This window comes from Sphingomonas lacusdianchii, assembly GCF_022664395.1.
Classification (GTDB): domain Bacteria; phylum Pseudomonadota; class Alphaproteobacteria; order Sphingomonadales; family Sphingomonadaceae; genus Sphingomonas; species Sphingomonas lacusdianchii.
In genome coordinates this window covers 157651-172653 of record NZ_JAKRET010000010.1, presented here as the reverse complement: position 1 = coordinate 172653, position 15003 = coordinate 157651, and the positions used below count along the sequence as shown (strand labels likewise).

13 protein-coding genes are annotated in these 15003 nt (G+C 65.3%); 6 read left to right on the top strand and 7 right to left on the bottom strand.

The annotated features are described in order from the left end of the window. Positions 1 to 239 precede the first annotated feature (239 nt). Both MF607_RS14610 and MF607_RS14605 read right to left on the bottom strand, forming a co-directional pair. Positions 240 to 944 carry a hypothetical protein gene (locus MF607_RS14610; RefSeq protein WP_242120066.1) on the bottom strand — a complete coding sequence of 235 codons (705 nt, stop codon included), beginning with the start codon at positions 942 to 944 and terminating at the stop codon, positions 240 to 242. 703 nt (positions 945 to 1647) lie between these two features. Further along, positions 1648 to 2562, bottom strand: a complete 915-nt coding sequence (locus MF607_RS14605; RefSeq protein ID WP_242120064.1) for a LysR family transcriptional regulator — start codon at positions 2560 to 2562, stop codon at positions 1648 to 1650. A gap of 163 nt (positions 2563 to 2725) precedes the next feature. Here MF607_RS14605 and MF607_RS14600 point away from each other — a divergent pair, with 163 nt between their 5' ends. From MF607_RS14600 to MF607_RS14580, 5 genes are all read left to right on the top strand, one after another. Beyond that, positions 2726 to 3421 carry a type 1 glutamine amidotransferase domain-containing protein gene (locus MF607_RS14600; RefSeq protein ID WP_242120061.1) on the top strand — a complete coding sequence of 232 codons (696 nt, stop codon included), beginning with the start codon at positions 2726 to 2728 and terminating at the stop codon, positions 3419 to 3421. A 2-nt stretch (positions 3422 to 3423) separates the two neighbouring features. Continuing rightward, positions 3424 to 3879, top strand: coding sequence for a VOC family protein (locus MF607_RS14595; protein WP_242120059.1), 456 nt, complete (start codon positions 3424 to 3426; stop codon positions 3877 to 3879). Continuing rightward, complete coding sequence (locus MF607_RS14590) at positions 3879 to 5006, top strand: NADH:flavin oxidoreductase/NADH oxidase (protein ID WP_242120057.1); 1128 nt, start codon at positions 3879 to 3881, stop codon at positions 5004 to 5006. Before MF607_RS14595 ends, MF607_RS14590 begins: the two co-directional genes overlap by 1 nt. A 257-nt stretch (positions 5007 to 5263) precedes the next feature. Beyond that, positions 5264 to 5650: a putative quinol monooxygenase gene (locus MF607_RS14585; protein WP_242120055.1), complete on the top strand. Its 387-nt coding sequence runs from the start codon at positions 5264 to 5266 to the stop codon at positions 5648 to 5650. 210 nt (positions 5651 to 5860) lie between these two features. Next, positions 5861 to 6421: a type 1 glutamine amidotransferase domain-containing protein gene (locus tag MF607_RS14580; protein ID WP_242120053.1), complete on the top strand. Its 561-nt coding sequence runs from the start codon at positions 5861 to 5863 to the stop codon at positions 6419 to 6421. A gap of 243 nt (positions 6422 to 6664) precedes the next feature. On the opposite strand, the gene MF607_RS14575 is transcribed toward MF607_RS14580, so the two are convergent. The 5 genes from MF607_RS14575 to MF607_RS14555 all read right to left on the bottom strand — a co-directional run bounded on the left by MF607_RS14575 (position 6665) and on the right by MF607_RS14555 (position 13057). Further along, entirely contained in the window at positions 6665 to 8977 is a 2313-nt protein-coding gene (locus MF607_RS14575) for an MHYT domain-containing protein (RefSeq protein WP_242120087.1), read from the bottom strand. 87 nt (positions 8978 to 9064) lie between these two features. Continuing rightward, complete coding sequence (locus MF607_RS14570) at positions 9065 to 9829, bottom strand: PilZ domain-containing protein (protein WP_242120085.1); 765 nt, start codon at positions 9827 to 9829, stop codon at positions 9065 to 9067. Between the two features lie 20 nt (positions 9830 to 9849). Beyond that, a complete protein-coding gene (locus tag MF607_RS14565; protein WP_242120051.1) occupies positions 9850 to 11691 on the bottom strand; it encodes a putative bifunctional diguanylate cyclase/phosphodiesterase in 1842 nt (613 codons plus the stop codon). Positions 11692 to 11878: 187 nt separating this feature from the next. Then, positions 11879 to 12280 (bottom strand): BLUF domain-containing protein, encoded by a 402-nt coding sequence (locus tag MF607_RS14560; RefSeq protein ID WP_242120082.1) that lies wholly within the window; start codon positions 12278 to 12280, stop codon positions 11879 to 11881. 165 nt (positions 12281 to 12445) lie between these two features. After that, the gene (locus MF607_RS14555; protein ID WP_242120048.1) at positions 12446 to 13057 is read right to left on the bottom strand and encodes a response regulator transcription factor; all 612 of its coding nucleotides are present in this window, start codon (positions 13055 to 13057) and stop codon (positions 12446 to 12448) included. Between the two features lie 138 nt (positions 13058 to 13195). On the opposite strand from MF607_RS14555, the gene MF607_RS14550 reads away from it, so the two are divergent. Then, positions 13196 to 15001 (top strand): PAS domain S-box protein, encoded by a 1806-nt coding sequence (locus tag MF607_RS14550; protein WP_242120046.1) that lies wholly within the window; start codon positions 13196 to 13198, stop codon positions 14999 to 15001. The last annotated feature ends 2 nt before the right edge of the window (positions 15002 to 15003 follow it).

The following is a 15003-nucleotide window of genomic DNA, read 5'->3' as shown; positions in this document are numbered from 1 at the left end:
TCGGCCAAAGCGGCAGAGGGCGTAGCAAGGCCAACCAATATGGCCGCGATCAAGTGCGCTTTACGGTTCACGAACTGAGGTTACACACGCGAAAGCTGACCGTCACCAATTTGTCCACGCCGCCTAGCATAGACTTGTGGTCGATGGATTAAGCCCGTCATCACGCTTGCCCCTAGGCTTAGACCTAGCAAGGTTATTCCTGCCAGACTCGGAAGGTGCAGTCGGCGCGTCAAGTGCGATTAGTCCGCGGTCGGTCGAACGGTGCGCTGCACCTTTCCTGCCTGGTCTAGGAAGTCAATCGACGCAGCGCCGTCCTCCCCGACGCGAAGCACCAGTCGTTTACGGCCTTGCCCGTCGCGCAGAACCAGCTGGGAGGATTTGTCCGTAGCCCTACCGGCAAACAGGCGTTGCGTCCCACCGACGTTAGCGGCGCGGTACGCCGCGTCCTGCTGACTTGCCGGCAGGGTTCGGACACGGTCCACCGCTGGAAAGTCAAGGCGGCCTTCGGGCTGGTCGTTGACCTTGATGCCGGCGGATCTTTCCTGTCCCTCCTCAAAGCCGAAAAGCTGCACCACCTGATCCTGATGATAGCGATCGAACGTCAAGCTTCCTCCACTCGTACCTCGACCACTCTCGTCCTTGCCGGCGAGGATAAGGCCGCCGTTTTCTGTCCCTTCATCGTTGAAGAAGAGCATACCCGCCATGCGCCTGTCGGGACGGGGGTACTCTTTCCCGCCGCCTATGAAGCCTGGCGCCCGAGCCGAGCTGGCGATCGTCATGCGCAACGTACCATCGGGCTCGCGTACGTTTATGCGGCCAACGTCAATGGTATCGAATTTCGCGTTTTGGGCCGAAGGTGCAGCGGCAGTGAGCCCTAACCAAATCACTGCACCCGTGAGGGCCCCTGAGTAGAGTATCAGTGCACGACTGGTATCGAACTTCATCCTGGCCCCCATTGTCATTCTAACGAATGGCTCATGCAGCAAGCGGTCCTTGGCGTCTATTCACCGGGGCGGCCGAAAAGCGTAACGAGGCGCGGTCAGGAACCTCGCCAGCCTTAGTTCCGCTACAAGCAGAAGCGGCAGATTGAGCTGCTGCCGGTTTCCTGGGAAGAGTGGTTAAGCTGCGTCTGCGTCTCGAAGTCGAGGGGGCTGAAATAGCCAAGTTGCCGCTCTCGACATGAACGAATGGCAAAAGTTGGTAAGCGAGCCCCACCCGCGGAATGACCGTTTCTGGGTCATATCGCTGCAAGCTCTCGCAACCGAACTGCTTTATGGAGGGTGCGAAACGGATGAGCCATCTCCAGCCCCTAAAAATTTTTCACATCAATTGTGGGGAGAAATGTGGGGAGAGTGGATGCGCCGCTAAGAATATCAGGTTACTTCAACCCGTTAAATGGAGAGTCGAGATCCCTCCGTCTCCGCCAGTGCATGGCCCTTCGGGTTCCGGAAGTGATCGAAAGTAGCTGGCGATGGGGTGGCCCTCCTCGCCCGTCGTGAATGCGCCATCGATCGCTGGGACCATACAAGGTCGGGATCGTATCGAAGGCCGTGCGTCCGAGTGCCCTGAATTCGGCCGTTCGCGTCCCTTTTCCCACTTCCAGCAACCGGTCGATCGTTCATCCCGATGGATCGACGGTCAGAGCATTCATGGCTGCAATGCTCCGAACAGGGCATCGCGCGCAAAGGCCACGCGGGGGTGGCGCAACGAGGACTTGGCCCAGACGAGATAGAGTGCGTTGGTCGGCACGCGGAGAGGTGCTGCGATTTCGACAAGGGTACAGGCCGTGCGTTCGGCGCCGGTGAGATAGCCGGGCAGAACCGTCCAACCCAGTCCCGCGCACAGACCCGAGCGCAGGACGCGAAGATCCGGTGCGGTCAGGGCCGGGGGCCGGGCTACCTCGATCTGGTTCGCCTCCAGCCAATTGCGCACCAGTGGCCGGTCAAGATCATAGGCCAGACAAGGCACCGTATTGAGCGCTTCACATAGCGGCATGCGCGCAATCCGCTCGGCTATGGCGGGTGCGGCCACGGCGCGCAGGTCTTCGGTGCCGATCGCCTGATAGGCAAGCCGCGCGTCTTCGGGCCGGGATGCGGTGATGCCAAGATGCACCTTGTCGTCGAGCAGCATGGCATAAAGCGCGTCGCGCCCACCGATATGCAGTCGGAGATCAAGCCCCGAGTCGAGCAGCGGACCGAGCCTTGGCGTAATCATCTCGCCCAGCAGGTCGGATGGCGCGGCGATGTGGACCGTTCCCGAAATGCGAACCGACCGCGCGCGTGCCGATGCCAAGGCGGCTTCGGCCCGGTCGAGGCTGCCGCCAATCGAAGCGGCGAAGTCGTCGGCGATCGCCGTAGGCCGGACGCCGCGCGAATGGCGATCGAAAAGCGGATGGCCGAGCTGCACCTCGAGCGAGGCGATATGCTGGGACGCCGCGGGCTGCGTGATGCCGAGCGCGCGTGCCGCGTCGCTCAACGACCGACGGCGATAGACTTCGATGAACGTGCGCATCTGCTGCAGGGACATGGCAGTTCCATAAATTGATTTATGGATGTTGGCCATTCCCGTTGGGTTTCATGATGAGCGATGCTGCTTACCTGCATGATCATCGACGGACAGACGGGTGACCGAGCCGGCATTCTGACCGGGGATGGTGCGAGCCATCGCCGCAATAGCATCGTCCCTCGCCCGCCTCCGCGATCCGGCACGCAAAGGAGCCAAGCCGATGACACGCATTCTCATGATCGCCACGTCAGCCGACCGCATGACGCCCGGCGTCGAGCCGACCGGCGTCTGGCTCGAAGAACTGACCACGCCTTACTACGCCTTTCGCGATGGTGGCGCCGACGTGACGCTGGCCTCGATCAAGGGCGGCGCGATCCCGATCGACCAGCGCAGCGTCAACGCCGACGGCGAGAATGATGCGTCGGTCGAGCGCTATCTGAAAGACGAAGCGCTGAAGGCCGAAATGGCCGATACCCCCGCTTTCACCAGCATCGACACGGCCGGTTACGACGCGGTCTTCCTGCCTGGCGGGCATGGCACGATGTTCGACTATCCCGGCAGCGAAGAGCTCGCGCGACTGGTCGAGCGGTTCGACCGCGAAGGCAAGATCGTGGCCGCCGTCTGCCACGGCCCCGCCGGACTTGTTTCCGCGAAGAAGCCCGATGGCACGCCGTTCGTGGCAGGGCGCCGGGTCGCCGCCTTCACCGACAGCGAGGAACGCGCCGTGGGCCTTGATCAGGCCGTGCCGTTCCTGCTCGAAACCCGTATGAAGGAACTGGGTGCGCATCATGAGAGCGGCCCCGATTTCCAACCCTTCGCGCTGCGCGACGACAAGCTGGTGACCGGACAGAACCCTGCTTCGGCCACGCGCACGGCCGAGATGGTCATGGAAGCCCTCCAGGCGGAGGGCGCCTGATCATGCGCTATCTCCACACCATGCTGCGGGTTGCCGATCCACAGGCGACTATTCGTTTCTTCGAACTGCTGGGCCTCAGGGAAACCCGGCGGATCGAAAACGAGCAGGGGCGATTCACCCTGATTTTCCTGGCGGCCGATGAGGATCATCGCGGCGAGGGCAAGCCCGGTCAGGCAGAGGTCGAATTGACCTATAACTGGCCGCCCGAGGATGGCAGTCCTGCCGAGACCTACACGGGTGGCCGCAACTTCGGCCACCTCGCCTACCACGTCGAGGACATTTACGAGACCTGCTCCCGCCTGCAGGCCGCCGGGGTGACGATCAATCGCCCGCCGCGCGACGGGCATATGGCGTTCGTCCGCTCGCCCGACGGCATCTCGATCGAACTACTCCAGCAGGGCGAACACAAGGCGCCTGCCGAACCATGGGCATCGATGCCCAACGTAGGAGAATGGTAATGGCCAAGCTTTTCGAACCACTGGACGTGGGCGGGCTGTCGCTCGGCAACCGTATCGTGATCGCGCCCATGTGCCAGTATTCGGCCGAAGACGGTGCGATGACCGACTGGCACCTGATCCATCTCGGCCAGCTGGCCATGTCGGGCGCGGGCGCTCTGACGATCGAGGCGACGGCGGTCACGCCCGAGGGGCGCATCACCTATGGCGATGTCGGACTGTGGGATGATGCCACCGAAGCGGCGATGCAACGCGTCGTCGATGGCGTGCGCCGTTGGTCCGACATGCCGCTGATGATCCAGCTGGCCCATGCCGGACGCAAGGCGAGTACGGCAAAGCCCTGGCACGGTGGGGCGCAGATCGCGCCCGATGCCCAGCATGGCTGGCAGACGCTCGCCCCCAGCGCACTGCCGTTCGAACCCGACGAGCATCCACCGCTCGCGCTCGATCGCGATGGCCTCGCGCGTATCCGAGATGCCTTTGCCGATTCGGCACGGCGCGCCGCCCGGATCGGTCTGGATGCGATCCAGATCCACGCCGCGCATGGCTATCTCCTGCACCAATTCCTTTCGCCGCTCTCCAACACGCGCGAGGATGAATATGGCGGCGACCTCGCCAACCGGATGCGCTTCCCGCTCGAAGTGTTCGATGCCGTGCGCGCCGCCTTTCCGGCCGACAGGCCGGTGACGGTTCGCGTCTCGGGCACGGACTGGGTCGAAGGTGGCTGGACGGTCGACGAAACCGCGATCTTTGCGGCAGAAGTCGAAGCTCGCGGATGTGCGGCGATCCACGTGTCCAGCGGGGGGCTCGATCCTCGGCAGGCAATTCCGGTCGGTCCGTCCTACCAGGTGCCGCTCGCGAAGGTGGTGAAGCAGGCCGTGTCGATGCCGGTCATCGCGGTCGGTCTCATCACCGATCCGCATCAGGCCGAGGCCATCCTGCAGGACGGCGACGCGGACGCGATCGCGATCGCGCGCGGCGTGCTGTGGGATCCGCGCTGGCCCTGGCATGCGGCGGCGGTTCTCGGCGCATCGGTGGATGCACCTCCGCAATATCTGCGGTCCGAACCGCATGAGGCCGGACGCATCCTCAAGGAGATGAATCCGGCCAAGTCCGTATCACGCGGCTGATCGCTCGCTGCCGGGACCCTTTCGCCTCTATTTTACGACTACGCGATATTTGCCTTTGCTGCTTGGGCGTAACTATTTCCGGCATTACGCCCAAGCCGTCCTCTGTCACCAATCGTTCGGAAGGTCTGCGCCAATAGCGCGACAGACGATGCCGTAACGCTGCAACCGCGTAAGTCTCCTGAGGGAACGTACGGGTGCTCAGCGCCGTCCGGATAGCGGCATAGCGTTCCTGCGAAATACCAGCAGAGGAGAGGCGCATGGACGCGATCGCACCAGGCCCGAGTTCCCAGACATCCTCGCCGACGATCGAATCGCGATCGGCGGTCGTCGAGGCACTGTTCGTCCGTCTGCACGCGAAACAGGGCAAGGGCGACGCGGTCGAGACCTTCCTGCGCGCCGGACTGGAGGCGGTGAGGGAGGAACCCGGCACCACCAGCTGGTATGCCGTGCGCTTCGGCGAGCACGACTTCGCGATCTTCGACACATTCCCCGATGATGCAGCCCGCGTCGCCCATCTCGGCGGCAAGGTCGGGCAAGCCCTGGTCGCGCGCTCGCCCGAATTGTTCGACGGTGCGCCCCGCATCGAGACCGCCCGGATCCTCGCCTACAAATTGCCGGGCGACAGCGGGCCGGTCGGTGATTGATGCCGCCCCCCCTCAGCAAGCGTCGCCGGGACCGCCCGCCCCTCCGGATGCGGCCGTTGTGTGCACCGCTCGCCCGTGCCGAACGCGATTGCCGCAAAGCGGCGATTGCCGCAAAGCGCGGCAGCGCCTTCGCATCGAGCGGACCGGTGCGATGACGCTAGCGGCGACGACAGGTTCCGATCGCGACACGATATTGAACGGAGAAACGACATGGCTTCCCCTTCCCTCGACGGCCTGACGGTCGCGATCCTCGTGACCGATGGGTTCGAACAGGTCGAGATGACCGAGCCGCGCAAGGCACTGGACGAGGCCGGCGCCGACACGCGGATCGTCTCACCGAAAGAGGGGGAGGTAAGGGGGTGGAACTTCTCGGACTGGGGTGACAGCTTCCACGTCGATGTCGCACTTCCTCGGGCCCGGCCCGAGGATTTCGACGCGTTGCTGCTACCGGGCGGCGTCATCAATCCCGACCAGCTTCGTGCGCTGCCCGAGGCCGTCGCCTTTGCGAGCGCCTTCTTCGACGCCGGCAAACCGGTGGCATCGATCTGTCATGGACCATGGACGATTATCGAGACGGGTGCGGCACGTGGACGACGGCTGACCTCCTGGCCGTCGCTCCGGAGCGATCTCCAGAACGCCGGTGCGGACTGGGTCGACGAAGCGGTCGTGGTCGATCGAGGCCTGGTGACGAGCCGCAAGCCCGACGACATCCCGGCGTTCAATCGCGAGGTGATCGCACTGTTCGCCGACACGGGCAGCCCATCGCGTTGAGCGGCACCGGCAGTGGTGAAGCGTACGCGGCGAGCCCGGTCCAACGACGTCCGTTCGTTCCGACCAGCGGTCGGTCGCAGCGATCGGTCAGGGAAGCCGGTATATCGACGACGCGGACCGGCCCACCGCCGTCGCCGCGCTGCAACTGACCCAGACCGAACTCGCGCAGATCGATGCGGCCTTCCCGCTCGGCCGGCGGCCATCGCGGCTTCCCATGCTGTAGAAGCCGATGATCGGCAAGGGTCAGTCGGGCAGGATCCGCAGCGCGTCGCCCTCGATGCCGGCAACGGGTGACGGGACGCTATCGCTCGCACCCGTCGTTTTCGCTCGGGCGATCGTTCGCGCAATGGCCTGCGACAGGTCCACGCGATCGAAGGGCTTGTGCAGGAAGGCGAAGCGCTCCGCCTCCTGCGCCTTGAGTTCGGCAAATCCGCTGACGAGCAGAACCGGAAGGCCGGGCACCGCATCGGTTGCGGCGATGGCAAGCTGGACGCCGGTCATGTTGGGCATGAGCTGATCGGTGACGAGGATGTCGACCCGCGGCATCTGCCGCAACCGGTGCAACGCCTCGCCGCCGCCGGGTGCGGTGACGACGTGATGCCCCAGTTCCTCGAGCATCGCCGCCGTGTTGTGGAGGACGAGTTCATCGTCATCAACCGCAAGAATCGACAGGGGCGGCAATTCGGTGAACGCATCGTGCGACGCATCCGGTGCGACGGCCCGTTCGACCATGGCGACGGGCAGCCACAACTGGATCGTAGTGCCGATGCCGGGCGTGCTGTCGATGTTCAACTGGCCGCCCGATTGCGCCGCAAGCCCCTGAACCATGCTGAGGCCGAGACCGGTGCCTTTCCCGATGCCCTTGGTCGTGAAAAAGGGTTCGCTTGCCCGCGCGAGCGTAGGTCCGTCCATGCCGATGCCGGTGTCGCGTATCTCCAGCCGGACGAAGCCCTTGCCGTCCTCGGCCTGTCCCGGCGGGGCGCTGTCGAGGGCGGCAGCGATCGTCAGCATCCCCCCCTCCGGCATTGCGTCGCGCGCATTCACCGCCATGTTCAGGATGGCGAGTTCCAGCTGGTGCGCATCGACATGCGCGCACGGCAGGCTGGCGGGGAACCGGGTCTGGATCTGGATTCGGGGGCCGAGCGAGCGCTCCAGCATCTCCGACAGCCCGGCCACCAGCCCCGGCACGTCCACGCTCTCCGGTCGCAGATCCTGACGCCGGGCGAACGCCAGCAGGCGTTGCGTCAGAGACGCGCCGCGTTCCGCGCCCTGACGCGCATTCGCCACCAGGCGTTGGGCGCGCGATCCTTCCTCGACCTGTCGGCTCAGCAGGTCGAGATTGCCGAGAATGATGGCAAGCAGGTTGTTGAAGTCATGGGCGATCCCGCCGGTCAGATGGCCGATCGCCTCGATCTTCTGCGCTTGCCGCAGCGCTTCCTCCGCCCGCTTGCGCTCGGTGACGTCCGTCAATCCGCCGAGCACGTGCTGGAACTTGCCCTCGGCATCGAATTCGAGGCGGGCCGAGGCCACGACGTCGCGGACGTCACCGGTCCTGGTCTGGATCCGGTACTCGCGGTCGATCAGGGCGCCGTTGCGCATCAGCGCGACACGATCCCGTTTGCGGGCCTGCCGCGCCGATCCTTCGGTGAGGAAATCGACAAGGGGTCGCCCGATGACCTCTTCGCGGTCATAGCCCGTCAACTGCAGCCACGTATCGCTGACATGCTCAATGCGTCCCGCCGCATCGAGCGAATGTAGCGGAAGCGGCGTGCCGCGGTAGAGGGCGCGCAGCCGCCCCTCGCTTCGTTTCAACGCCCGTGCCTCGCGGGCCGCCATCTCGGCGAACCGGCGATCGAACATCGCCGCGACCAGCGCGAGGAACAGGATCAGCAGCGCCGCGGCCGATACGGTCAGGGCGAGCGTCGTCTGCGACAGCCCGCTATGGCCGGCCGACAGGTCGGTGTCGCTCGATACGGCAAACGACGCGGCACGCATCCCGCTGAAATGCATCCCTGCGATCGCCACGCCCATCACCGCGGCCGCGCCCGATCGCTGTCGGATGTCGTTGTTCCTGCTCGCAAGGAACAGGGCGGTCGTCGCCGCGCCGACCGCGAACAACACCGACACCGCCACCCAGCGAAGGTCGTAGTGCAGCGTGGCGGGCATGCGCATCGCCGCCATGCCGATATAGTGCATGGCCACCACGCCCAATCCCATGATCGGACCCGCCGCGGCGAGCGATCCGATCGCCGCGCCCGATCGGTTCATGACGGCAAAACTGATGCCGGTTCCGACGATCGGCACGGCCAGCGACAGCAATGTCAGCGCCACGTCGTAGCTAACCGCCATTCCGGGCATGCCATAGGCAAGCATGGCGACGAAATGCATCGCCCAGATGCCGCCGCCCATGGCGATCGCCGCCGTCACCAGCCAGATATGTCGCGCCTGTCCGGTCGATGCCCGCACCCGGCCGGAAAGATCCAGCGCCGTATAGCTCGCGACGGTGGCGATCAGCACCGACATCGCCACCAATATCCAGTCGTGGGTTCCGACCATCACTTCCGTTCATCCAATCCCTTGCCGCCGGTATGCCGGACGGCGTGTATTGCTATCGCCGTTCCACGACGGCCTGTCACTGCGGCGTCATTTGTCCGCGATCATGAGGCCAAGGCGCCGATCTGTCCGCGCCGACCCCGCCTGCTCATCGACGATGGCGGCATGCGCCTCGCGGAGTTCGTCGAGCCAGGAGGAATGCACGGCGCAGCGTCGGGCAATTTCCTCCCCCGCCGCGACGGGCAGCAGCTTGTTGAACATCACGCCGCAGCGACCGGCATGGCTCCAGCGGACATGGCCTCCGATCGGCAGCATGCCGTCGATATGGATCATCACCCCCGTGTCGACCGGAAGCGACAATCCCGTTGCGAGCTGGGCGCCGCCGGACCCGATATTCTCGATCGTTACCCTTCGTTCGAGGCCGGGCCCGCTGACGGCGGCCACCAGATGGATTTTCGCACGACCGGGACGGACGCGCTTGCCGGGGTCGAACAACGCCGACGTATCGTCGACGACCTCTTCGGCCAACGCGCTGTTGAACACCATGCCGCATTCGCGACCGGCAATCCAGCGGACCGAGCCGGTGAACGGCGTGAGCGCCCCGGCACACACCAGAAGATGCGCACCCTTGAACAATTGCGGTGGCGAATCGAACACCAATGTCAGGCCCGTCGTGGAGATGTTGCGGATCTGCCCGCGATGGGTCCGCCCGCCGGTGACCACGCTGGCGGAGAGCGCGGCCTCCTTTCGGGCCGCGGCGCGCCGTTCGACCGGCGCGGGCATCGGGGGTTGCGGACGAAAACGCGCCGGTAAGATCGCATCGATCACCGATCGGGCTAGGCCTGCGGCGTCCATCACATCCCACTCCCGATTGATTATGCTGCCCGACACGACGGAAGGCGCGGTTCGGTGACCGGCCGGGCATGGGGCCGATGCGCCGTTCGTGGCTTTCGCGACAGCTTGCTCGCGACGTCGCTGGCCGGCATCGCCTTGCTGAACAGAAAGCCCTGCGCCACGGTACAGCCCAGCGCGCGCAGCTGCGCGGCCTGTTGCGGGGTCTCGACCCCTTCGGCGATCGCTTCGAGGCCGAGTTCGGCGGCCAGTGCGAGCAGCGCCCGGACGATCGCCTGGTTGGCGCCGTTGTCGAGTTCGCGCACGAACAACTGATCGATCTTGATCGTATCGACCGGGAAACTGGGCAGGTGCGCAAGCGCCACATAGCCGGTGCCGAAATCGTCGAAGGCGATGCGCACACCCGCGTCCGACAGCGTGCGGACACTGGCAAGAACCGCCGCCGAGCGCTGGTCGAGCAGCACGTTTTCGAGGATTTCGAGCTCGAGCATCGCCGGCGCAATGCCATGTTGCGCCAACGCGGCGATAAGACGGCCGGCGTAATTGGGGTCGCCGATCTCGGTCGCGGAGACGTTGATGGCAACGCGTCCGAAGTGCAGCCCGGCGTCGAACCACGCGCGCATGTCCTGCAACACCTGCGTCAACATGCTGTGGCCGATCGCCTGCGCGATCTCGGCCTCGTCGAAGGCGGCGGCGATGGCGTGCGGCATGATCGCGGGACATCCGGGCGCGACGATGCGGAGCAGGGCCTCCAACCCCAGGATGGTACCATGCTGCAGATCGACCTTCGGCTGGTAGAACGGCACCACTTGCCCGGCGGCCAGCGCGTGACGGGCACGATCGATCTCAAGCCGCCGCTGCGCCTGCGTGGCGAGCATTTCCTGTTCGAACAGCGCGAAGATGCCGCGCCCCCGCGATTTCGCGTCGTACAGCGCCGCATCGGCGTAGCGGACGACATCGTCCGCGCGGGACGAATGGAACGGCCACCGCGCCCCGCCGATGGTGATCCGGCATTCGAGCGCCTGTCCTTCGTAGACGAAGGGCGGGCGCATGGCCGCCAGCAGCCGCTCGGCCAACTCCGCCAGCGCTGCATCGTCCGCCAGCCGGTCGAGCACGATCGCAAACTCGTCGCCGCCGAGGCGGATGACGATGTCCTCGAGGCGCAGCGCCATGGTCAGGCGGCGCGCAATCTCCCTGAGCAGCTCGTCGCCTGCCTGATGGCCGAACGAATCGTTGATCTGTTTGAAATGATCGACGTCGATCGCGAGCAGGCCGAACGGAGCCGCATCCTTTCCCACCCGGCCGTCCAGCGTCCGGCGAAGCATCGCACGGTTGCCGACGCCGGTCAGATGATCGTGCGTTGCCGCCCAGCTGAGCTGGCCCACGACGGCGTTGAGTTCGCGGACGGCGCCGTCGCGCTCGGCCACCGCGCGACGCAGCTGCAATTGCAGGCTCGCCTGTGCGGCCAGCATTTCGAGCGCCTGGCGCTGTTCGGGTTTCAGTCCCTCGCCGCGGGCCTTCGTATCGATGACGCAGAGTGCGCCGACGGGTTCGTGGTCGATGACCAGCGGCATGCGGGCGTAGAACCGGATCTGCTCCGGTCCGGTCACCAGCGGATTGTCACGAAACCGATCGTCGATCGTGGCATCCCCGATCGACAGGAACCGATTGGCCCGGACCGTATGGAGGCAGAAGGAGCGATCGGCCGGCATCTCCTCGCGGCCGATCCCCACCGCGCCCTTGATCCACTGCGTGTCTCCGGCGATCAGCGTCACCGCCGCCGTCGGCGTCCCGCAGATCGTGGCGGCAAGGCTGGCGAAGTGATCGAATTCGGGCTCGGCGCAAAGGTCGTGCGAGAAGCGCATCGGAGGGTGTCCGATGTGACAATCGTTTCCCCCCGATGGATTGCCCGCCTGAGCCATATGTTCCTCCGCTAACCCCTGGCGGTATCTGCCGGCATGTGGCGGGAACGGACAAGCTGCGGAAACTACGGGGATCGCAGCAGAAAAACCTTAACCCTCTGCCCCGGCAGCAATCGCCCCCTTCGGAGTCCTACCGGGCGTCGGGCAGCGAAAATTCGCGGAACAGCCGCAGCAACCGGGCCGCGGCATCCCCGGTTTCGGCCGTCGGCTGCCCCTGTACGGAGACGATCGTTTTCTCGACATAGGTCGCAAGGCCACGATATGCGATCCGCCATCCGCCGAACCTGCGGCATTCGGGTCGATCGTCGAGGACGGTATGGAGCGAGCGGTGACGACCATCGCGTTCGATCGCCGTGCGCAGAAAATCCACCGCCGCCGGCGGCCCTTCGATATATTGTGCGAAGTGTTGCACGGCGAAGATCAGCGCGCCGGTCACTTCCAGATCGGCGTTGCGGCGCATGGAGACGCGCGCGATCGGTTCGATAACGGCGTTTGCGTCCGATGCGGGGAAGGTGGCCCGGCTGACGTACATCCAACTCGCAAGCATTTTCGTCGATCTCGCGCCTTTCAACGACGGCATCATACGCAGGCAAACAGCGGAACGGGAGGTTGCTTACGCACCACAGCGTACCGTAGGGCACGGGGGCGGAGACCGATAGGCCGGTCGGGTGCCGACCCGCCCGTCGGTCGTCGGACCTTATTCCAGCAGCCCTGCGGCCAACGCCAATCGGGTCGCTTCCGGCAGGGTCCGCACCCCAAGTCGCTCCAGCATCTGCGCGCGGTGCATCTCGACGGTGCGAATGCTCAGATCGAGCGCATGCGCCACCAGCTTGTTGGGCCTGCCCTGCGCCAACAGGATCAGCACCTCGCGTTCCCGTTCGGTCAGCTTGCCGGTCAGCCGCAGCGCTGCGCTCCGCTGTTCGATGTGAGACAGATGTCCGTCGAGATCGTCCCAGAGGCGCGCCACGATGCCGAGCAGGTCGTCGTCCTCATATGGCTTTTCGAGGAAATCGCGGACACCGTGCCGGATCGCCTGCACGGCGGTGGCAAGATCGCCATGTCCCGTAATCATGACGATCGGGAACAGCGCACCGAGCGACGCCGGCAGATCGTCCAGCAACGCGAACCCGTCCATCTCCGGCATGCGCACGTCGAGCAGGAGCACGCCGGGCAGAAGCGTCGGAGCCTCCCGCAGGAAATCCGACGCCGATGTGAACGCGCGCGGCTGATATCCGGCGCTCTTGACCAGAAAGGCGGTGGATCGTCGGATCGACGCGTCATCATCGACGATGTACACCGACCGGATCATTTTTCCCGACCACCCCCCGTTGATCTATCGCAAATGCGCCTGCCTGTCCCGGGCAATGCGTATGCTGCGGACATTTATGTGGAACGACAGGGAGTTCGCTGCTCTACCCGGAAGCCGGTTCCGTGGAGGATGCCCCCCTTGATCGACAAGTGCGTGCGCGATCTCCTTTCCATCGTCGACGATCCCGCGCTGGTGGTGGGGCCGGATGCGACGTTCGCCCATCTCAACGCGTCGGCGATGCGCGAATTCGGCGCGCTCGGGTTGCCGGGGCGCAGGCTGGACGATGCGGCGCTTGGCGAGGAGTGGGAGGCGATCCGTCATGTCTGCGAACGGTTGCGCGACGTCGAGCGGGGCCAGCGGTTCGAAACCAGCATCCCGCTTCTGGAGAACTGGTACGAGGTCCGCGCTGTTTCGATGGGCGAACATTTCGTGCTGCTCCTGCGCGACATCACGAGCCGGCGACGCGGTGGCCAAAGCGGTGAGGAGCCGGCCGCCGGCACGTTGCTCAAGACCATCATCGACAGCGCGGCGGACCTGATCTTCGTGAAGGACATGGCGGGCCGCTTCATTCAGGTGAATCGTGCCCTGAACGACGTATCCCCCGATCTGCTCGGGCGGACGGTGCATGACGTCTATGCCCCCGACCTCGCCGATGGCTATGAAGTGGCGGACCGAATCGTCATCGAGAGTGGCAAGCCCTGCACGATCGAGGAGACCATCCCGGTTCGTGGCGAGCACAGGGTGTTCCAGACGATCAAGGTTCCCTGGATTGCCGCGGGCGAGATGCGCGGCGTGATCGGCATCTCCCGCGACATGACGGAACGGCACAGGGCCGAGGCACGGATCCGCCAGAGCGAGGAACGGTATCGCCTTGCCGCGCGGGCGACCAACGAGGCGATCTGGGACTGGGATCTGCTCCACGACGAACTTACCTGGAACGAGGCGATCGAGCAGCTTTCGGGGGAGAAGCCGGACCATAGTATCGAATGGTGGAAATCCCGGATCGCGCCGACGGATCGCGAGCGCGTGGTCGGCAGCATCGAGCGGTTCATCAACGAAGAGATCAGCACGTGGCAGTGCGAATATGGCTTTCGCCACGCCGACGGCAGCTATCATTCGGTATTCGATCGCGGCTTTCTGGTGCGCGACGAACAGGGCGTTCCGGTGCGGGTCATCGGGGCGATGTCCGACCTGAGCGAGCGGATGAAGGCGCAGAAGCGGGTGATGCAGCTTCAAAGCGAATTGATCCATGTCTCGCGGGTGAGCGCGATGGGCACGATCGCCTCGGCGCTGGCCCATGAGATCAACCAGCCGCTGGCCAGCGTCGGCAACTTCATCGCCGGCGCGCGGCGGCTGATGCTTCGCGAGGAGCCGGAGGCGCTGTCGGAGGCGCGCGAGGCGCTCGAACTGGCGGCGGCGGAGGTGGCACGCAGCGGCGAGATCGTCCGCCGGATCCGTCGCATGGTCGCCCATGGCGAAACGCAGGTCCAGCCGGTGCCGCTTCGCGAACTGATCGACGACGCGCTGGCGCTGGCGCTGCCCAATCCCGCACTGTCCGGCGTGACGGTCCGCCTGGGGCTGCGGGAAGGGATTGCGCGGGGCGACGCGGTGCAATTGCAGCAGGTGCTCGTGAACCTGATCCGGAACGCGGTGGAGGCGATGGAGGACAGCGACGAGCGGATCCTGTCGCTGTCGACCATGCGCAGCGACACCGGGGTTCGTATCGACGTCACGGACACGGGGTGCGGCATTCCGCCCGACCGGGTGCAGACGGTGTTCACGGCGTTCGGCAGCAGCAAGGTCGATGGCCTCGGCGTCGGTCTGACCATCTGCCGGACGATCATCGAGGCGCATGGCGGCCAGATCTGGGTCGAGCGTACCGATGACAGGGGAACGCGCGTCGCACTCCGGTTGCGGGCATTTCCGGACGACGGGATCGCATGACG